Source organism: Vreelandella arcis, from assembly GCF_900103865.1.
GTDB lineage: Bacteria > Pseudomonadota > Gammaproteobacteria > Pseudomonadales > Halomonadaceae > Vreelandella > Vreelandella arcis.
The window spans coordinates 248,607-266,126 of sequence record NZ_FNII01000007.1; the positions used below are offsets into that span (position 1 = coordinate 248,607).

Here is a 17,520-nt window from a genome sequence, read left to right on the forward strand (position 1 = left end):
GTCCGAAAAGTCGGCGAGCGCAGCCAGTTTTCGTTCAGAGCCTAGCGTGCGATATCACGCTGGTACTTATGGGGCGTCATGCCATAAATGCGCTTAAAGCGACGATTGAAATGGCTGAGATCGGCAAACCCATAACGCAAAGCGACCTCGGTCAGGGAAGCGCCTTGATCTAGCGCGGAGCGGGCTGCATTGATCCGACAATTAATCACATACTGATGCGGCGTGATGCCGTAATGCTGACGAAACAGACGCAAGAAATGGTATTTAGATAGATGCGCCGCTTGGCTGATGTCATCAAGAGAGAGATCGACGTCCAGATGGGCGTGGATATACTCTTTCGCCAAGCCCAGCAGTGCATCGGGCCGAGTGGGCACTTGATTGGGTTGAGAGACTCCGCCGAGTTGCACTGTGCGCTCGATCACCTGATAAAGCGCGTTCTCCTGATCAATACAGCTACCGGAGTGAGAAGTGACCAAGCGCGCCAGTTCCAGAATGGCATTGCGCAGCCGTACATCCTGAACAAGGGTGTTATTTGAGTGAAAGTCAGTCGTATGCTCGTGCCCCAGGGCATCAGCAAACAAGGGTTTAACCTGCTCGGGGTGTGCATACACCATCAGGTAATCCAGCACGCGCTCACCGCCCGGTTGGCCGTCGTGGACTTCCTCTGGATTGAACAAAATAACGTTGCCCGGTGGGCTACGATGAAACTGCCCACCGCTGAAGAAATCCTGCCGTCCCGCCAGCGTTACGCCGAAGGCATACTCCTCGTGGGCATGGCGGTCGTAGCTGAAATCCTCAATAGCCGCGTGAAGCACCGTCAGTGTTGGCACGTGCTGGCTTTTGATGAATTGAAACCGGCTTACGTTACTCATGCCGCCCCCTCCTGATTAGTCACACCACCTAGCTTATGCCAACCCCGCGCCCGAATGCTTGTACATAATTGCTAATCGGCTGCGGGGGAAGGAGGCGAGATAACCGACAACGATGCATTGGCATCTATCGCGCTATCGAAAGGTAGCCATGCGAAGGGATTTAGCAGTTGAACCTTCAGCCATCGGTCGAGCGCGTGAGTGTCTCCCATTCACTGATTTCGTCGGCAAGCGCCGACAATTTGCCGCGCACCAGCGCTAGTGCATCGCTTCCCAGCAGCAGATGCTCCGGCGGCGTGTCGCTGGCTATTGCGTCCAGCATTGCGCGAGCTGCCTTTGCCGGATCGCCAAGTTGCTGACCGCTTTTCTCGACGCGGGCATTACGAATCGGATCAAACAGCGCATCGTATTCGGGGATCGAGCGCGGCGAGCGGGACATCGAACGACCAGCCCAATCGGTGCGAAACGAGCCGGGCGCCACGGCAGTGACATGAACATTGAACGATTTCACTTCCTTACCGAGCACCTCCGAAATACCTTCAAGTGCAAATTTACTACCACAGTAATAAGCGATGCCTGGCATCGTGATGAAACCACCCATAGACGTGATGTTGAGGATATGTCCGCGCCGACGTGCGCGCATGTATGGCAACACAGCCTTTGTGACGGCAACGGCTCCGAATACGTTCACGTCAAACTGCCGACGCATTTCGGCCAATGAGGACTCCTCCAGGATACCTTCATGGCCGTAACCGGCGTTGTTGACGAGAACATCGATTTCTCCGACGTTTGCCTCTATCTCGGCCACGACCCCGTCGATGGCATCGAAGTCGGTCACATCGAGCACACGGCCCACTGCTTTCTCCGGATTGAGTGCCTCAAATGCCTGCCTGGCCCGTTCGCTGCGTACCGTGCCGACCACCTGATGGCCGGTAGCAAGTGCTTCTTGAGCCAGCGCCCGGCCAAAGCCGCTACTGACGCCTGTGATGAGTAAAAGTTTGCTGGTAGACATGCAAATAGCTCCTGTGTATCAGTGAAAGATGCACATTACCCCTTTGCATTGCCTGCTTTCAGGCATAAAATTCTTATATTATTGCCTATTCTGATAATTCCAGTCGGTATCGCGTGAAAAAAGCACTTTCCACTCCGCAGACGGCTGAACAGCGGCACATGGTGACGCTGCTTCAGGCGCTGGCGCCGGAAGAAGGATACAACCTCACGGCCCTGCCCGACGTGCGCATCCTGCGTTCGGATCGTCCCTTGTCTCGTACCCCCGTGCTGTACGACCCCGGTATCGTGATTGTTTGCCAGGGGCGAAAGCGGGGTTATTTCGGCCATCAGGTTTATCTTTACGACGAGCAGCACTATCTGGCGGTCGCGGTGCCGGTACCCTTCACGATGGAAACCGAGGCGACGCCAGAACACCCACTGCTAGCCATATATATGCATCTGGACTTTCAGCTCGCCGCGGAGCTGATGATCCAGATCGACCGCCATCAGTCTCCTGCCCAGGAAAACGTGGCCCAAAGCCTAATGTCCAGCCCCATGGATGCTGCGTTGCGGGTGTCCGTGACACGTTTTCTCGAAACGATGAGTCAGCCGCTTGAGGCGGAGATTCTTGGCCCCGCGCTGGTGAGAGAACTGTATTTTCGCGTGCTCACCGGTGCGCAGGGCAATGCCATGCGTGCGGCGCTGGCAATGCAGGGGCAGTTCGGGAAAATCGGCAAGGCGTTACGCCACATCCACGCGACCTACGCTCAGCCGCTTAACCTGTCGCAACTGGCTAGCGAGGCTGGTATGAGCGTTCCGACGTTTCTTAATCACTTCAAAGCCATTACGCACACTTCACCCATGCAGTACGTTAAATCCACGCGACTGCATCAAGCACGACTGCTGATGGTTCGTCAGAGCATGACGGCAGAGGCCGCTTGCCACGCCGTCGGCTACCTGAGTGCTTCGCAATTCAATCGGGAGTTCAAACGGCTTTTCGGATTGACGCCAGCTGCCGAAACGAAGCGAATGCGGGAGAACTTCGCGCTACCGCCTGCTTTCACCAAGTCGGATTACGTCTCGTCGCATTGAGGCTGACCTGAGTTTAGTCACAACGCCGCCATGCGCAGGCTAATGAGCTGCGCTACCAAGGCGGATAGCACCGTCTTGATAAATTGAAACCGGCCTGCGTTGGTTATGCCGCCCCTCCTGATTAGTCACACCACCTAGCTTATGCAGGCCCGCCTCCTAATGCTTGTACATAATTGCTAATCGGCTGTGGGACAATAAGCGTACAAATTAGCCTGAAATAAGAAAGATAAACGAACAGAGCTTCAACTTAACCACCACCCAGTGAGAATCCATTAATGCACTACCGTACGATGACCATTAACGACTATGAGGCCGCCATCGCTCTATGGAGCGAGAGTGAAGGCGTTCGCCTGCGCGATGCCGATTCACGGGAAGGCATCGAGAAATACCTGCTGCGCAACCCCGGCTTGAGCTTTGTGGCCGAAGTAGAGAAAGGAGCAGAGGGAAAACTGGTGGGTACGTTAATGGCGGGCCACGATGGCAAGCGGGGCTATATCCAGCACTTATCAGTTGCGGACGCCCACCGCCGAAAAGGCATTGCGACACAGTTGGTAAGCCTATGCCTGGAAGCGCTGAAAAACGAAGGGATACTGAAATCGCACCTAATGATTATGGCCGAGAACGAAACCGCCAGACAATTCTGGGCCAGCCAGGGCTGGGCGTGTCGTTCAGATATTCAGCTGTATTCGTTTATTAATGGGAATAATCAGAACGTTTAGCCAAGTTGAGCTTCAATCGCGGCCTTATCGATCACCGACCAGACGTCTCGAATCTTTTTGTCGTGGAAGAGATAGAACGCGTTCTCGCAAAACGTCACTTTCTGGCCATTGATAGGTAAGCCCAGGAAGTTGCCTTTGGGCGTGACGTCGAACCGAAGCCTGCACGCGATAGTCAGCGGTTCAGCGATCAACAGCTGAATGTTGAAGTGAAGGTCAGGTATCTGCTCGTAGTCGGCTTCCAGCATGGCGCGATAGCCATCGAGCCCCAGCGGCTTGCCGTTGTGGCGAACATCGTCATGCACGAACTGGCCAAGGTTCGTCCACGCCTGCTTATTGAGGCAGGCGATGTAGCCGCGATAGGTCGCTTTTAGATCAAACTTGCTCATCTTTGCTTCTCCTTTCCTGGGCAGGCGTGAAGGCATTCGCCAAGGGTACACAGGCCCAGTATCATAAGCAGCAAATCAAACCACAGAAGCCATCATTTATGTCGTGCCCACCTTGCCCAAGTTGCCAATCTGAATTCGTCTATCAGGATCAAAGCCTGCTCATCTGCCCGGAATGCGGCCACGAATGGAACCCCGCTGAGCCAGAGGCGGAAGACACCTTAACTGTAAAAGATGCCCACGGCACCCTGTTATCGGAAGGCGACAAGGTAACGATGATCAAAGACCTCAAGGTCAAAGGCAGCTCACTGGTACTCAAGGTAGGCACCAAAGCCGTTATCAAGCGGCTCGTGGATAGCAAGGATCACCAACTGGACTGCAAGGTCGACGGCGTCGGCGACATGATGGTGACCGCCCATTTTGTGAAAAAGGCCTGAATAAGATCCGGAATTCTTCGATCCACCTCACGACGCCGTGAGCTGAGGTTCATCCACCACCGCGTCACTCAGCGTTTAAGCGAAGCGGGTGTCCGGGTATCTGGTCGGGTGCGACAAAATTAGCTTTAAGGCCTTTGACAGCGGGATTGGAAAGTATTCAAAAGCGCTATTTCCTTTCGGTTGATTTAGCTAAAGTAAGACTAAAGCTTATCTGCCGGAAGGCCTTCAATGACTGATTTGATAATCCTGAGAGATTTCCTGGCCCTTTGTGAAACCAAGAGTTTTAGCCGCACGGCTGAGCAGCGGCATGTTTCGGTGTCAGGGTTGAGCCGTCGTATTCAAGGTCTTGAAGAGTGGGCAGGCACCGCGCTGTTTGAGCGGCGTAAAGGGGAGCTAGTGCTGACGGAAGCAGGGCAAAGCCTGCAAATGGTAGCTTCACAAGCGCTTAGCGCTTTTGATCGATTTCGCCACTCCGTTGCTGATGATATTAACGATCAGAAAAGGCGGATACGATTTTGCTCACCACACATTATGGCTGCGATATTTTTTCCCCACTGGATGCCGCGCTTACAAGAGCAGTTCACACAGGCAAAATTTAGCATTGATGCTAATACATTGCCGGAATGCCTGGCCGCTCTGGATCAGGGAGAAGCCGACTATGTAACGGCGCTATTCGATGATGAATACCTTATTGCAAGTCGTTTGGGAGTAGAGAGTGGTAGTTACACTTCAATTGAGCTCGATACCGAGTCTCTCATCCCTGTTAGCGCGCCAAATGCCGCAGGTCAGCCACTGTTTAATTTACATGCTGCAGATGGCTCCCCTCTCTCATTTTTGAATTATTCCCAAGAATGCCATTTGGGCTGGTCGCTGAGTGCCATGCTTGTGAATCAGGGTTTGAATTTACAGCAACACCATGATGCTGGTCTTGCGGATAGTTTGCGTCATATGACGTTATCAAAATTGGGAGTTTCGTGGCTTCCCTATTCGCTAGTGCGAGAAGACCTTGGGGCTAAGCGGCTTGTTCGAGCGGGAGGTGCCGCTTTCGATGTGCCATTAAAAATTATCCTGCTGAGACGAACAGCGCCCCTAGCAATAGAAGCCCAGCGGCTATGGGATGGGCTGCTGGAAATGAAGAATGTAAGAACGTTCTTTGACGTTGTTTGAACGGTATCCGAGCTTGCGTTGCAACGTTGGCAACTTTTTCGTCTCTTTTATCCGGTATCGCAATCTAGCCAGAAAAGTCGCGGTGCTTGCTGATTTGGCAATAGGCGTTGCGATATCGTCGTGGCTTAACGCCCAAAAAGGGTTAATGCTTGGGAAAAGCCCAATGCGCTGAGAACCCTTATGACGATACTGCTGCCGATAACTTCTGCTCAAAACTACCGCTGGATCATTCTTCTGATAGCCACCCTGGCTCAAGCAGCAGCATGCTTTTTTGTTCAAGGTATCGGTGCCATCAGCGTTTATATACAAGCAGATATGGCGCTCTCTGCATTTCAGATTGGGACGCTGGTCTCTGCTGCTCAACTGGTGCCTTTAGTCGGGCTGTTAGTTGCCGGGGAACTGCTGGACAGGTTCAGTGAGCGTTTGGTGGTGGGAGTGGGAACCCTCGTTGTGGGCATTGCGCTTAGCGCTGCCGTGCTGGCGGAGAGTTACTGGGCCATGCTGCTGTTTTTGGTCATTGTAGGGGCAGGCTACAGTACCGCTCAGCCTGGCGGTAGCAAATCGGTAGCCGCTTGGTTTGACAAATCCCAGCGTGGTTTTGCCATGGGGATTCGCCAGGCAGGCTTGCCGCTGGGTGGGGCGCTGGCCGCGATCATACTACCAACCGTCGCGATCAACTGGGGGTGGCGTGCCTCTTTTCTGGTGGGTGGGCTGATTGCGATCTTCGGGGCGTTGGTCTTTATGCTTTTTTACCGTACCCCTGGTGGGGTAGTGCCGGTCGCAAGAGCCTCTGAAGGTAGTGTAACAAACGTCGTCTTATCTCGACTGGCGATGATTCGCGAACCGGCCATGAAGCAGATTATGGCGTCCGGTATTAGTTTAATCTCGGTTCAATACGGCATTTTGATTTTTACCGTGCTCTATCTGCATAGCCGCTTGCAGATGGAGGTACTGCAGGCGGCGACGTTGCTATTCGTAGCCCAGGGGGCCGGGGTTGCCGGGCGTATTTTGCTGGCGGCCTGGAGCGACCGCTGTCGCTCGCGCTATTTTCCGGTCATGGTGTGCATGGTGGCGGTAATCGTAGGGCTGCTGGTATTGGTTTGGCTGCCGCTACCCTCAACGCTCATGCTGAGCGGTTTGATGGCCTGGCTGGGCTTTTTTGGTTTTGGCTGGTACGGCCCTTGGGTAGCTTATGTGGCTGAGTCTGCACCTGCTGATAAAACCGGTTTTGTGCTAGGCCTGGCCATGGCGATTAACCAACTGGCGATTGTATCGATACCACCACTCCTTGGGTGGCTGTTAGATATAAGTGGCAGTTTTATGCTCGGCTGGAGTCTGCTGATCGCCATGACGTTATTGGGGCTATTAATGACCATCCAGCGGCAAGGAGAAAATAATGAAAGCGATCGTGTTTGACGTATTTGGCACTATTGTTGATTGGCGCTCCAGTTTGATTCATCAGTTCAATGAGCTAGAGAAAGAGTTGGGGATTGAACTGCCTAGTGACGTGCTGGCTGATCAATGGCGTCAGCTTTATGCGCCTTCCATGGACAGGGTACGCAGAGGGGAAATCCCCTGGACGGTATTAGATGATCTGCATCGAGAAAGCTTAGTCAAACTACTCAATCAACATGGGATTGCGCTAGACGAAGCGACCATTGATCGCGTCAATTACTTTTGGCACCAATTAGAGCCCTGGCCGGATGTCCCACATGGCCTACAACGCTTAAAAGAGCACACCATCATCGCAACGCTGACCAACGGTAATGTCTCATTAATGGTCGATGTTGCCCGTCATGCCAAGCTACCGTGGGATATGATTTTTTGCGCCGAGTTATTCGAACACTACAAGCCTGATTCGGAGGTTTATTTAGGAGCTTGCCGTCTGCTACGCCTACCGCCTGAAGAGGTAATGCTGTGTGCGGCGCATAATGCGGATCTGCGTGCTGCCCGTGCATTAGGAATGAAAACGGCGTTCATACCCCGTCGTACAGAGTATGGCCCTCAACAGAGCAAAGATTTAGAAGCCGAAGAAGCATGGGATTTTGTGGCTGAAGACCTCGTCGCGTTGAGCGAGCGGCTAATAAGAGATAGAAGGCGAGCTTAGTGCTGCGTCTCGGCCCGCAAGTTTTCTACTTCTTCGACGCTCAGCTCTTCGATGTCGGCAATCATCTGGTCATCCATTTCGGTGCGAGCGATTAGCTTACGGGCTGCATTACGCTTGCTTTCCAATGCGCGCTGCTCAGCTTCTTGTTGCGCTTCTTGACGTCCTTCTTGACGTCCTTTCTCAATACCCAGTCGCTCAATCGTGTTGACGTAAGGCATGTGCTTCTCCTCCTGTATGGCGTAGACCGCCTGTGCAAAGTCAGGATCTAAACTTCTAGGTAATTGGATCATCCAATCGATGATATTGAACAGTCGTAAAACCTGATCGCGGCTGTAGCCTCGCTCGTAGAGCAGCCGGATCAGGGCCACTTTGGTATCCTTTCGCGATGCGTTCTCCTTCACGCGCTTGGCCTGTATCTGGGCCATTACCACTAAAGCAAAGACATTGTCGCTGGCTTCCAGTTCTGCCCAGTGCGCTTCCCAATCAATTAGTTTAGCCGTGGGGAAGGTAAAGGATAGCGCACATCCCCAGCGTTGATAGTGAAAGGTCGTGGGCCGGAAGCTCTCGCGGGTATCTGCGAGTACGGCAAGGCTGACCACATCAATATTATAGCGGTCACGCAACCGGTACTGGTAGGTAAACATACGCTTGGCAAAGCTATCTTCAGGCTCGCCCTGTACTTCAACATGGATCAATACCCAGGTCTCAATGCCATCCAGGGCAGCCACCTTGATCAACTTGTCGGCATAGCGCCTACCGCTTTCCGCATCAGCAGTGATCTGCTGGAGTTCTTTGTCAAGAAAGCTGTAGCCCTGTGACCAATCCACCTGCTTATGAATAGCCGGGAACAGCAGCCCTAGAAACTCCTGAAAATACGCTTCCAGCGCCATCTTCCATGGGCTGTCGTGATCACCGCGGCGACTATCCTCCGGATCGCTCATGCATTCCCCCCGTATCAATGCGATACGCTACCGCTTCGCAAAAAAAGATATCTAAGAATAAATAGCGGGTCTTCGGGAAGCAACTATTGGTCATGAGCAAGAGAGGAGATAACCATGTTAGGGCTGGGTGCTGCCCATTTTGTAAATAAGGCCTGAATAAGACCCGGAATTCTTCTACCCACCTCACGACGCAGTCAGCTGAGGCTCATCCACCACCACCGCGTCACGCAACGTTTCAGCGAAGCTTGCCAGGGCGGGTGTCCAGGACTCTGGTTCGCAAAGTAGGTAGCGATCATGGCGATGGACGTGGACAACTCCAGTGTGGGAATCCCGCCCTGGAGTTGGTGGGCTTCGACTGCCCTATACCAATGGATATGATTAGACTGTTTAGTCGTGGCACTTTCAAGGAATAGGCCATCAATCATAAGTGCAGCGAGATACTGGTGCTTGTTGGCCGTGATGCAAATTATCGCCACTCCCAGCTTTTCACCTCTGCTGCTCTGCTTTCTGAGCAGCCTGAACCGACGGTCGCTCACCCACACGTGATACATAATTTGTCAGCGTCGGCCAATGCCCCAGGTCAATGTCGAAAAACCGACACCAACCTAACACTGTGAATAGATAGGCATCCGCGACAGAAAAGTTTTTGCCCATCAGGTAAGCGTTACACTCAAGAACACTGCCGAGATAGTCAAAGCGCTTGAAGGTCTTATCGCGAAACACATGCTTGGCCTCTTCGGGTAGGCTGGAGTTAAACAGTGGCGCTAATCCAGCGTGAATCTCGCTATTAATGAAAGCCAGCCACTCTTGAAGACGAACTCTCCCCCAGCTTCCTAGTGGTGGAGCAAGGTTCGCCTCCGGCGATAGATCAGCTAGGTACTGGAGTATGGCAGGCCCCTCGGTCAGGATCTGCCCATCCTTTAGCTCCAAAGCCGCTACATAGCCCTTGGGATTGATGGTGAGGAAGTCTCGGCCATCCTCTGTTGTTTTTGTTTGGTTGTCGACACGCACTAACGTGAAAGACAGCGCCAATTCACGCAGGACAATATGAGGCGATAACGAACAGGTATCGGGGGCGTAATACAGCTTCATGGGATTCCTTTATAGTGATAAAAAAGAGATTAGCTACCGCTAACAATTCAAAAGTGTGCGGATCCTTTTAATCACCGTAAAATTAATATCTCACGAGTTAGCCATTAGCTGAGCTACTGACATGATGAATCTCTCCCATTGGCGCTTGATTGTCGCCATCGCGGACACTGGCACTATCACACGAGGTGCCGAGCGTGTTGGCATGACTCAATCCGGCGCCAGCCAGGCGCTCGCACAAATGGAGGAAACGCTGGGAGCACCGCTATTTGCCCGTTCGCGACGAGACGTCAGCATGACGGCCTTTGGAGATGCGGTTGTCGAGCACGCGCGTGGTATGTTGGCGAGCCTCAACGCGATTGGTGGTTTGGCCGATGAGCAGAAAGGTATAGGGAGTGGCCGTCTTCGATTAGCTAGTTTCCCGTCTGTAATCTCGACTCGTCTCCCTGCACTGCTTGGCTCCTTTCGACAGCGCCATCCCGGTATCGACATCGTCGCTCTGGAAGGTACCGATGAAGAAGTCGAGACATGGTTAGCTAGTGGCGCCATCGACCTTGGCGTGGTGCTGAATCCTACGCCGGAACGCCAAGCCTTGATACTCGGCTGCGATGCTTGGGTAGCCGTGGTGCCAACGGCTCACCCCATGGCGCGCCGTGCATCCGCACGAGGTGTCGACTTTGCAGAACTCGCTACCCAGCCGTTCATTCTCGCAACGGGGGGCTGCGCGGTGAACGCCCAGCATTTGGCTCAAGAGAGGGGAGTAGCGTTGAGCAATATCCGTGTGACGGTACGTGACTGGGTCAGTGCCTGTGTACTGGTTCGTGAAGGAATGGGAGTCGCCATCGTGCCGGAATCAACACTACCCGAAGATCAGCGTGGTTTACGCGTGTTATCGCTAACACAGCCGATTTATCGAAGGTTTGGGCTCGTCCCTGCAACGGCCACACCGGTCTTGAAACTTGTCGAGACTTTCTGGCAACACGTAGCAAATCACAAAACGCCACCATAGGATACCCACCTCACGACGCAGTCAACTGAGGCTCATCCACCACCACCGCGTCACGCAACGTCTCAGCGAAGCTTGCCAAGGCTGGCGTCCAGGATTCCTGTTCGGGGGCGACAAAATAAGTGTCGATATTAGCGATGGACGTGGGCAATTCCAGGTAGTGAACTTCGAAACGGTGTTGGTGAGCTTCGACCGTCCCACGGGGTAGTACCGTGTAACCCATCCCGGCAGCAACGCAGCCAAGCATCGCGTCCAGTGAACCGAACTCAAAAATTCGGCCTGCATTGACGCCATAGGATGCCAGCAATAACTCGATACGCTGACGATAGCTACACCCTTGGCGAAACGCTAGAAAGGCCGACGTCAGCAGTTCTTGTGAAGAGGGCATCGTCGTCATAGGCGTTGAGCCCACTAACACAAGTTGCTCGCTAAACGCTTTGAGCAAGTGATAGCGGGGATGCTCGATACGCCCGGCCACAAATATGCAGTCCACCTGCCCGTTTAGCAACCATTCGACCAGTTCAGCCGTTGGGCCTGTCTTGAGTTTGATATCAACCTCAGGCTGCGCTGCGTGGTACGCCGCCAGTATCGGCGGAAGGCGCAGCGCGGTCGTGGTTTCCATGGCGCCTATGCGTAGCTGGCCGCAGGTCTTATCTTGGCCCTTAAACAGCGATACCGCTTCATCATGGGCAGTCACCATGCGCTCAGCATATTCCAACAGCGCTAAACCAGCACTCGTCGGGCGGACTAACCCCGCACGGTGAATGAGCTGTACACCTAACTCCTCCTCGAGTTTCTTGATGTGGGCCGTCACGTTGGATTGCACGGTGTGTAGCTGTTTTGCGGCCGCCACGAAGCTGCCTGTTTCGGCCACCGCCATGAATAGTCGCAGCGATTTAAGTTGCACGCGCCATCTCCCTGTCAGGCTATCTCTAAACAAGATAGTAGCTATCAAAACTAATCGTTTCTAGAAAACCCTCTCTCGCACGTAGTCTGTCTGTGTACCAACGCGCTGCCCACCTTGTTCGAATGGCGGCACGAAAAGGACGCGACATGATGAATAGCAAACTTAATAGCCAAGACTTGCCCGCGCTGTTAACCGGGATAATGGCGACGTTGGCTGGAATCGGCATTGCTCGCTTTGCCTATACGCCATTATTGCCCGCGATTATTCAACAGGGATGGTTCACCGCAAGCCAAGGAGCCTACCTGGGGGCTGCCAACCTGCTGGGTTACTTTATCGGCGCACTCGCAGCCCACTCGCTGAGCGAGCGTTTTTCTCCTCGCAAGGTGGTCTGCGCAAGTTTCGCGGGTATCGCGCTAAGCTTTATGCTCTGCGCCGGGGAGGGCGGTTTCACCTGGTTTTTCTTCTGGCGGTTAGTATCTGGCATTGCCGGAGCCATCTTAATGGTCGTTGGCCCCTCGCTGGCGCTGGCGGCCACCCCGCCTGAAGGGCGAACCCGTGTCGGTGCCATGGTGTTTACCGGTATTGGTCTAGGGGCACTACTTTCGGCCTTCATCGTGCCGTTACTCATTGAGTTAAGCCTAGCGTTCACTTGGGGCACGCTGGGGCTGCTCTGCATTGTTGCGGGTTTTATATGCGACCGAGGCATCACTCGCTTAGCTTCACCTGTAATGGCTAACCCAGGGGGCAATGGTCGCAAGGGTTATGCGGGTATAAAGGTGGTCGTGCTGCTTGTCATCGGTGCTTATGCCCTGGATGCGGTTGGGTTTGTGCCTCATACCGTGTTCTGGGTGGACTATCTCGCCAGGGAAAATGCACTGGGTAATCAAGCCGCTTCCCTACAGTGGGGCATCTTTGGTTTGGGGGCATTGTGTGGGCCGTTCATGGTAGGCGCACTGGCGCAGCGAATAGGCTGGCATCGTGGTTTAGCGATCGCCTTTGTGGCGAAGGCCGCTGCCGTCTCGCTGCCGGTGTTTTCGCTAGCACTCCTCAGTCAATCAGTTTCCTCTTTCATGGTGGGGGCGATGATCCCCGGCATTGTTGCACTCACCTCTGGTCGCCTTGCTGAGCTGGTAGGGCCGACCGCCCACAAAAAGCTCTGGGGGCAGGCCACCGCCGCCTTCGCTGCCGCCCAAGCGGTGGCGGGTTATGCCATGTCAGCGCTCTACGAGCTCTGGGGTACCTACGCGCCACTGTTTGCCATCGGCGGCCTCATGCTAGCCGGAGGCTTTTTGCTGGTGCTTCTAAGCCGTGGTGTGCAACAGCGCCACAGCCATCTCACTGTTCAAAACAGGAAGCAATAATGGAACTCTACCTGAACGCAACGTCGCCTTATGCGCGCCTGGCGCGAATCGTTTTAATTGAAAAAGGTTTAGCGGAAGCCGTTACGCTGAAATGGTGCGACCCCTGGGCAGACGATGCCGCTCTATTAAAGGCCAACCCCGCTGGGCGTATTCCGGCGCTGATAACGGAGGACGGCACCACGCTAAGCGAGTCGATGCTGATTGCCGTTTATCTGGATGGCGTTAGTCCCAACAAGCCAATGATTCCCTCAACGTGTTTGGGTGATGTGTTGCACCTGGCTGGGTTGGGTCAAAACCTGATGGATGCCGCTTTCACGACCGTGATTGCAAGAAAGCATTATGGCAACGAGATTGAAGAGAGCGAACTCGGGCTAAGACGCCAACGAGCCATACAGCGAATCTTAAAACAACTGGACGGCGAGCTTAAAAAAACCTTTGCCTCGTCAGTTAATCTCGGTGAAATCGCTATAGCCGTTGCGCTCGATTACTTAGCTTTCAGGTTGCCAGAGGTGCGCTGGAAAGAAGCGTATCCACAACTTCAGGTTTGGCACGCTGGCATGGTCGCAACAAAGAGCTTCCAGCAGACGGCATTCTGTTAGTAGAGGCTGACCACATCAAAGCAACCATCCCAAGCCCGCAATCCATAGACCAAAACCGAAGCTGGAATGTGCCACAAGGCTGCGAAGCCTAGCGGTGTTTGGCTGAGGTGCCTTACGGGCGGTGATCCCTGCGCCCAAGCAAGGTTGCAGGACAAGAAAAGGCGCAAGCACCGTCATCGCACCGAAACCTAACGCAGGCATGAGCGTAGGTCGGGCGAGCCAGTCCGGCCCAACAAGTACCAGGAACGTCATCGCGAAAGCGATCCCAATCAGATAATGCGCAAACCACCCTAGAGGCGCTTCTGCTTGGATCTGTGCGCTATTGCCGATAGGTCGATGGATAAATCTGCCGTTCGGCAAGTGACCCAGCCAGCGACCGACCATCGCGTAATTCAGTGAGGGGATACCCAACAGGCGTTTTTGCAACAGCGCTACGATATCCATGAAAGCGGTCGCCCCAACGCCGAGCAATAGAGCATCGATCAGCAGCCCGTTCATTTCGGGGCAACCAAGGTGATGGTGATAATCAGTGTGGCCTGAACGACTGCCAATAGCGTAAACGCAGGGCTGACCCTGTGGGTGAAACGAACCTGATTATTGAAAAGAGGCATCTTCCTCAATCTCCTTGAAGGCGAGGGTGAGGCGAAGTAGCTTATTACTTCAAGTCAACTTGAAGTCAAGTGCCATGCTCGATATTGCCGAACTCTCCCGCAAAAGCGGCATTCCCGCCTCGAAACTGCGCTATTACGAAGAAGTGGGGCTGATCAGATCAGTTGGGCGCAATGGGTTGCGTCGCGTTTTCGAAACGGACGTATTGACGCGCTTGTCGCTGATTGCGCTGGGGCAGGTCGCGGGGTTTTCGCTGGCTGAGATACGCGAAATGCTGGGTTCTGAAAGACAGCCGGAAATAGACCGTGAGATGGTGAGTGCCAAGGCGGATCTCCTGGATCGCCGCATCAAAGAACTGACAGCACTACGTGATGGTTTGCGTCATGTGGTGACTTGTACGGCGCCAAGTCATCTGGAATGCCCCACCTTTCAACGTCTGATGCGGATTGCACAAACGCGCCAGGCGATGCGAGGGCGTGAGCAGAAAAAGGCCCGCACGAAGCGGAAGGGTGGAGGGGGTAATCGCAAGGCATCATCGTTTGGTAGAGACTGAAAATACTCCTGACGGAGTGATCGCCTAGCAGTGGGTGGTGACGCGCTGGTTCCAGCACTTATCACCCGTGCCCGGCTTATGTATTCAAAATAAGAATATATAAGCTTTCTTTTATACTTTTTTGAAATGGCGAGATGCACTAAAATGGTGCTCCTTTAAGTCAGGCCGCTGGGCGTCTGCTGCCGCGTTAAGCCAAAGATAGGGATATCACCATGCACACAACCCCGTTGAGGAACAGCCCCCTATGAGTGAGTCGAATCCGATCAAAGCCCTGTTGGCAGACGTGCCTTTTATGGTTATCGACGGTGCCTTGGCCACCGAGCTGGAAGCGCTAGGCTGCGACCTCAATGACGCTCTCTGGTCGGCGCGTTTGTTGACTCAGGCCCCGGAGAAGATCCGTCAGGTTCATCAGGCTTACTTTGAAGCCGGTGCCGATTGTGCGATTACCGCCAGCTATCAGGCCACCGTGCCGGGCTTTATGCAGGCGGGGCTGACGGCAGAAGAGGCACGGGCGTTGATTCAGTTATCGGTTACGCTCGCGCAACAGGCGCGGGATGCGGTCTGGCAGCCCGGTCAAAGCGACCGCCCCAAACCGCTGGTGGCCGCATCCGTCGGCCCTTATGGCGCTTATCTAGCGGATGGCAGTGAATACCGGGGCGGCTATGATCTGGATCGCGCCGGGTTGGTTGAATTTCACCGCGAGCGTTTTGAACTCTTGCTGGCGGCGGGGGCGGATCTATTAGCCGCTGAAACCTTGCCTTCATTAGAGGAAGCAATGGCGATCACCGATTTGCTGGCCGAGCATCCGGGCGCGCAGGCCTGGATCACCTTCTCAGCGAAGGATGGCCAACACATCAGCGATGGCACGCCGATCGAGGAATGTGCGGCAGCCCTGGCCAACTGCCCAGGCGTGGCGGCGATCGGCGTGAACTGCACGGCGTTGCCCCACATTGAATCGCTGATTCAGGCGATCCGGCGTCAGTGCGATCTGCCGGTGTTGGTCTACCCCAACTCGGGGGAAGTGTACGACCCGGTGACCAAAACCTGGCACCCGGCCCAATGCGATCATACCGCTGCCGATCTTTCCGGGCTGGCACAAGGGGTGGAGCATTGGCTGGCGGCAGGCGCGTCAGGCATTGGCGGTTGCTGCCGGACGACACCGGAGGATATTCAAGCACTGGCCGAGTGGCGGCGGTCACGCCAGCTTGCTTAGGCATTAATGCTGAGTCTCTGCCCGTCACTACTCCACCTCTTCGACGGGCAACTCTTCGATGCCCGCGATCATCTGATCATCCATTTCAGTGCGAGCGATCAGCTTACGAGCCGCGTTGCGTTGGCTTTCCAAAGCGCACTGCTTGCCTTCCTGAATCCCTTCCAAACGTCCTTTCTCAATACCCAAGCATTTATTACTCCAGCCAAAGACATTGGTAGGGCGGTAGCACTGGCATCAACATGAACCAGGTCATGTCCGTATCCTAAAGTTTAATGAGGCAAGCGTGGGATTCAACGGAGCCAACTGCTAGGCTCATTTTACTAAAGCGAAAAAACGCCGCAGGGAACAACCTAATGCCACAGGCACCTCGCATCGAGCTTCACCCCGTTAACCAGCGCGTGCAGGTGCATGGCAAGCTGCTTGTGGAAGTTATAAAGAGTACCCAAACCCTCGAACTCCGCGAAACCGGCTACCCGCCGCGCCATTATTTCCCGCGTGAAGATGTCCGGATGAATTTACTCACCCTCTCAGAAAAGACCACCCACTGCCCGTTTAAAGGCAACACGGTGTATTTCTCGCTGGGTGACAAAAAAGACATTGCCTGGAGCTACGAGCAGCCGATTGAATGGATGGAAGCGATAGCGGGTAGGGTGGCGTTTGGTGAGGAAGAGAAAGAATGATGTCTTTCGAACCTGAGCGGACGTGCCGGGAAATGCAGCAGGCGCGCGAATTTTGGATATGCAGCTTAATTAAAGCTAATAGCCAAAATAATCATAGGGTTGGGAAAATCTGGCAGGCTGCATTTATCGGAAAAAAGTGCCAGCACGTTCATTCAAGCATAGAGCGCGCCGTCTAATACGCTGTTAAGTTTAGGAATTAGCTTTTATGAGTCGAATCGAAATAAAGACAGAGGATGTTGAGCTGGCGAAAGACTTGCAGTCACTGGATATAGACGGACTGCAAGTTGGGCGCAGAGTCGTCGCTTTTGATGGTGCGGATCCCGAATTGATGGCCGCAGCGAATCAAGTCGCCACATTCGTTATTAGCTCGGGTAGCACCATCGCGCTAAGCCTATTTTCGTCTTGGCTGTACGATCGATTAAAGAGAGGTAAGCAAGAAAAAAACATCAAAATTAACCCTGGGATATTCATGAGGGAGTGCTGAAAACGAAGATAGCGAATGGTAAACTCCAATAGAATCATACAGTTCCTGCAAGAACACGATTCCAAGAGGCCATTCGCTATGGGTGAAATCTTATCTCCCTGGACTCCCTCCTGCAACGGGTCTATCCGCGTCGAAATGAGCGGTGAGCGCACCACCAGTGATAGCGGTGCTCTGCTGCTCCGCGAAGCGCTCGACAACAGCGGTGTCATTGACGCACTGGAGGATAATCTGGTCGATCAGCGCGACCCGCAGCGTATCCGTCACTCTCTGGCCAGCCAAGTTCGTACCGTGGTGCTGCAACGGGCCATGGGCTG

At 54.0% G+C, this 17,520-nt stretch carries 22 protein-coding genes; 14 read left to right on the forward strand and 8 right to left on the reverse strand.

The genetic code is table 11. The features are described from left to right. Nucleotides 1-41 precede the first annotated feature (41 nt). Nucleotides 42-872: a helix-turn-helix transcriptional regulator gene (locus BLR97_RS10620; RefSeq protein WP_089706087.1), complete on the reverse strand. Its 831-nt coding sequence runs from the start codon at nucleotides 870-872 to the stop codon at nucleotides 42-44. 175 nt (nucleotides 873-1,047) lie between these two features. Continuing rightward, nucleotides 1,048-1,881 (reverse strand): oxidoreductase, encoded by an 834-nt coding sequence (locus tag BLR97_RS10625; RefSeq protein WP_089706089.1) that lies wholly within the window; start codon nucleotides 1,879-1,881, stop codon nucleotides 1,048-1,050. 113 nt (nucleotides 1,882-1,994) lie between these two features. On the opposite strand from BLR97_RS10625, the gene BLR97_RS10630 reads away from it, so the two are divergent. Together BLR97_RS10630 and BLR97_RS10635 are read left to right on the forward strand one after the other, a co-directional pair. Then, the gene (locus tag BLR97_RS10630; RefSeq protein ID WP_244511285.1) at nucleotides 1,995-2,951 is read left to right on the forward strand and encodes an AraC family transcriptional regulator; all 957 of its coding nucleotides are present in this window, start codon (nucleotides 1,995-1,997) and stop codon (nucleotides 2,949-2,951) included. Nucleotides 2,952-3,226: 275 nt separating this feature from the next. Then, nucleotides 3,227-3,670: a GNAT family N-acetyltransferase gene (locus BLR97_RS10635; protein WP_089706096.1), complete on the forward strand. Its 444-nt coding sequence runs from the start codon at nucleotides 3,227-3,229 to the stop codon at nucleotides 3,668-3,670. Here the strand turns inward: BLR97_RS10635 and BLR97_RS10640 are convergent. Next, entirely contained in the window at nucleotides 3,667-4,056 is a 390-nt protein-coding gene (locus BLR97_RS10640) for an ester cyclase (RefSeq protein ID WP_089706099.1), read from the reverse strand. The genes BLR97_RS10635 and BLR97_RS10640 overlap by 4 nt on opposite strands. 98 nt (nucleotides 4,057-4,154) lie before the next feature. Here BLR97_RS10640 and BLR97_RS10645 point away from each other — a divergent pair, with 98 nt between their 5' ends. The 4 genes from BLR97_RS10645 to BLR97_RS10660 all read left to right on the forward strand — a co-directional run bounded on the left by BLR97_RS10645 (nucleotide 4,155) and on the right by BLR97_RS10660 (nucleotide 7,764). Further along, nucleotides 4,155-4,490: a zinc ribbon domain-containing protein YjdM gene (locus BLR97_RS10645; protein ID WP_089706102.1), complete on the forward strand. Its 336-nt coding sequence runs from the start codon at nucleotides 4,155-4,157 to the stop codon at nucleotides 4,488-4,490. Nucleotides 4,491-4,718: 228 nt separating this feature from the next. After that, nucleotides 4,719-5,657 carry a LysR family transcriptional regulator gene (locus tag BLR97_RS10650; protein ID WP_089706105.1) on the forward strand — a complete coding sequence of 313 codons (939 nt, stop codon included), beginning with the start codon at nucleotides 4,719-4,721 and terminating at the stop codon, nucleotides 5,655-5,657. Between the two features lie 180 nt (nucleotides 5,658-5,837). Continuing rightward, on the forward strand, nucleotides 5,838-7,073 hold the full coding sequence (locus BLR97_RS10655; RefSeq protein ID WP_089706108.1) for an MFS transporter: 1,236 nt from the start codon (nucleotides 5,838-5,840) through the stop codon (nucleotides 7,071-7,073). Beyond that, nucleotides 7,054-7,764 carry a haloacid dehalogenase type II gene (locus tag BLR97_RS10660; protein WP_089706111.1) on the forward strand — a complete coding sequence of 237 codons (711 nt, stop codon included), beginning with the start codon at nucleotides 7,054-7,056 and terminating at the stop codon, nucleotides 7,762-7,764. Before BLR97_RS10655 ends, BLR97_RS10660 begins: the two co-directional genes overlap by 20 nt. Here BLR97_RS10660 and BLR97_RS10665 read toward each other — a convergent pair. Both BLR97_RS10665 and gstA read right to left on the reverse strand, forming a co-directional pair. After that, the gene (locus tag BLR97_RS10665) at nucleotides 7,761-8,705 is read right to left on the reverse strand and encodes an RpnC/YadD family protein (protein WP_089706114.1); all 945 of its coding nucleotides are present in this window, start codon (nucleotides 8,703-8,705) and stop codon (nucleotides 7,761-7,763) included. The two genes, BLR97_RS10660 and BLR97_RS10665, sit on opposite strands and share 4 nt — an antisense overlap. A gap of 486 nt (nucleotides 8,706-9,191) precedes the next feature. Continuing rightward, nucleotides 9,192-9,797 carry a glutathione transferase GstA gene (gene gstA, locus BLR97_RS10675; protein ID WP_089706119.1) on the reverse strand — a complete coding sequence of 202 codons (606 nt, stop codon included), beginning with the start codon at nucleotides 9,795-9,797 and terminating at the stop codon, nucleotides 9,192-9,194. A 121-nt stretch (nucleotides 9,798-9,918) separates the two neighbouring features. On the opposite strand from gstA, the gene BLR97_RS10680 reads away from it, so the two are divergent. Further along, nucleotides 9,919-10,803: a LysR family transcriptional regulator gene (locus BLR97_RS10680; protein ID WP_089706122.1), complete on the forward strand. Its 885-nt coding sequence runs from the start codon at nucleotides 9,919-9,921 to the stop codon at nucleotides 10,801-10,803. 10 nt (nucleotides 10,804-10,813) lie between these two features. Here the strand turns inward: BLR97_RS10680 and BLR97_RS10685 are convergent, their stop codons facing one another. Beyond that, nucleotides 10,814-11,707 carry a LysR family transcriptional regulator gene (locus tag BLR97_RS10685; RefSeq protein WP_089706125.1) on the reverse strand — a complete coding sequence of 298 codons (894 nt, stop codon included), beginning with the start codon at nucleotides 11,705-11,707 and terminating at the stop codon, nucleotides 10,814-10,816. Between the two features lie 149 nt (nucleotides 11,708-11,856). Here BLR97_RS10685 and BLR97_RS10690 point away from each other — a divergent pair, with 149 nt between their 5' ends. After that, nucleotides 11,857-13,068 carry a YbfB/YjiJ family MFS transporter gene (locus BLR97_RS10690; RefSeq protein WP_089706192.1) on the forward strand — a complete coding sequence of 404 codons (1,212 nt, stop codon included), beginning with the start codon at nucleotides 11,857-11,859 and terminating at the stop codon, nucleotides 13,066-13,068. Continuing rightward, nucleotides 13,068-13,667: a glutathione S-transferase N-terminal domain-containing protein gene (locus BLR97_RS10695; RefSeq protein WP_089706128.1), complete on the forward strand. Its 600-nt coding sequence runs from the start codon at nucleotides 13,068-13,070 to the stop codon at nucleotides 13,665-13,667. The genes BLR97_RS10690 and BLR97_RS10695 overlap by 1 nt, the downstream gene beginning before the upstream one ends. Before the next feature lie 15 nt (nucleotides 13,668-13,682). Here BLR97_RS10695 and BLR97_RS10700 read toward each other — a convergent pair whose 3' ends face one another. After that, nucleotides 13,683-14,165 (reverse strand): DUF2938 domain-containing protein, encoded by a 483-nt coding sequence (locus BLR97_RS10700; protein WP_089706131.1) that lies wholly within the window; start codon nucleotides 14,163-14,165, stop codon nucleotides 13,683-13,685. A gap of 187 nt (nucleotides 14,166-14,352) precedes the next feature. Here BLR97_RS10700 and BLR97_RS10705 point away from each other — a divergent pair, with 187 nt between their 5' ends. Then, nucleotides 14,353-14,829 (forward strand): helix-turn-helix domain-containing protein, encoded by a 477-nt coding sequence (locus tag BLR97_RS10705; RefSeq protein ID WP_089706134.1) that lies wholly within the window; start codon nucleotides 14,353-14,355, stop codon nucleotides 14,827-14,829. Between the two features lie 244 nt (nucleotides 14,830-15,073). Continuing rightward, the gene (gene mmuM / locus BLR97_RS10710) at nucleotides 15,074-16,042 is read left to right on the forward strand and encodes a homocysteine S-methyltransferase (RefSeq protein WP_089706137.1); all 969 of its coding nucleotides are present in this window, start codon (nucleotides 15,074-15,076) and stop codon (nucleotides 16,040-16,042) included. A gap of 27 nt (nucleotides 16,043-16,069) precedes the next feature. Here the strand turns inward: mmuM and BLR97_RS19735 are convergent, their stop codons facing one another. Further along, a complete protein-coding gene (locus BLR97_RS19735; RefSeq protein WP_170833013.1) occupies nucleotides 16,070-16,228 on the reverse strand; it encodes a hypothetical protein in 159 nt (52 codons plus the stop codon). A 167-nt stretch (nucleotides 16,229-16,395) separates the two neighbouring features. On the opposite strand from BLR97_RS19735, the gene BLR97_RS10715 reads away from it, so the two are divergent. From BLR97_RS10715 to BLR97_RS10730, 3 genes are all read left to right on the forward strand, one after another. Next, the gene (locus BLR97_RS10715) at nucleotides 16,396-16,722 is read left to right on the forward strand and encodes a DUF427 domain-containing protein (protein WP_089706140.1); all 327 of its coding nucleotides are present in this window, start codon (nucleotides 16,396-16,398) and stop codon (nucleotides 16,720-16,722) included. A gap of 205 nt (nucleotides 16,723-16,927) precedes the next feature. Next, complete coding sequence (locus BLR97_RS10725) at nucleotides 16,928-17,206, forward strand: hypothetical protein (protein ID WP_089706146.1); 279 nt, start codon at nucleotides 16,928-16,930, stop codon at nucleotides 17,204-17,206. A 78-nt stretch (nucleotides 17,207-17,284) separates the two neighbouring features. Then, a partial coding sequence (locus BLR97_RS10730) for a transposase (protein WP_422821918.1) occupies nucleotides 17,285-17,520 on the forward strand: 236 nt, incomplete at its 3' end.

Coding starts and splice junctions, on each gene's coding strand:
- BLR97_RS10620 (WP_089706087.1), bottom strand. CDS start 872: ATGAGTAACGTAAGCCGGTTTCAATTCATCAAAAGCCAGCACGTGCCA.
- BLR97_RS10625 (WP_089706089.1), bottom strand. CDS start 1,881: ATGTCTACCAGCAAACTTTTACTCATCACAGGCGTCAGTAGCGGCTTT.
- BLR97_RS10635 (WP_089706096.1), top strand. CDS start 3,227: ATGCACTACCGTACGATGACCATTAACGACTATGAGGCCGCCATCGCT.
- BLR97_RS10640 (WP_089706099.1), bottom strand. CDS start 4,056: ATGAGCAAGTTTGATCTAAAAGCGACCTATCGCGGCTACATCGCCTGC.
- BLR97_RS10645 (WP_089706102.1), top strand. CDS start 4,155: ATGTCGTGCCCACCTTGCCCAAGTTGCCAATCTGAATTCGTCTATCAG.
- BLR97_RS10650 (WP_089706105.1), top strand. CDS start 4,719: ATGACTGATTTGATAATCCTGAGAGATTTCCTGGCCCTTTGTGAAACC.
- BLR97_RS10655 (WP_089706108.1), top strand. CDS start 5,838: ATGACGATACTGCTGCCGATAACTTCTGCTCAAAACTACCGCTGGATC.
- BLR97_RS10660 (WP_089706111.1), top strand. CDS start 7,054: ATGAAAGCGATCGTGTTTGACGTATTTGGCACTATTGTTGATTGGCGC.
- BLR97_RS10665 (WP_089706114.1), bottom strand. CDS start 8,705: ATGAGCGATCCGGAGGATAGTCGCCGCGGTGATCACGACAGCCCATGG.
- gstA (WP_089706119.1), bottom strand. CDS start 9,797: ATGAAGCTGTATTACGCCCCCGATACCTGTTCGTTATCGCCTCATATT.
- BLR97_RS10680 (WP_089706122.1), top strand. CDS start 9,919: ATGATGAATCTCTCCCATTGGCGCTTGATTGTCGCCATCGCGGACACT.
- BLR97_RS10690 (WP_089706192.1), top strand. CDS start 11,857: ATGAATAGCAAACTTAATAGCCAAGACTTGCCCGCGCTGTTAACCGGG.
- BLR97_RS10695 (WP_089706128.1), top strand. CDS start 13,068: ATGGAACTCTACCTGAACGCAACGTCGCCTTATGCGCGCCTGGCGCGA.
- BLR97_RS10700 (WP_089706131.1), bottom strand. CDS start 14,165: ATGAACGGGCTGCTGATCGATGCTCTATTGCTCGGCGTTGGGGCGACC.
- BLR97_RS10705 (WP_089706134.1), top strand. CDS start 14,353: ATGCTCGATATTGCCGAACTCTCCCGCAAAAGCGGCATTCCCGCCTCG.
- mmuM (WP_089706137.1), top strand. CDS start 15,074: ATGAGTGAGTCGAATCCGATCAAAGCCCTGTTGGCAGACGTGCCTTTT.
- BLR97_RS10715 (WP_089706140.1), top strand. CDS start 16,396: ATGCCACAGGCACCTCGCATCGAGCTTCACCCCGTTAACCAGCGCGTG.
- BLR97_RS10725 (WP_089706146.1), top strand. CDS start 16,928: ATGAGTCGAATCGAAATAAAGACAGAGGATGTTGAGCTGGCGAAAGAC.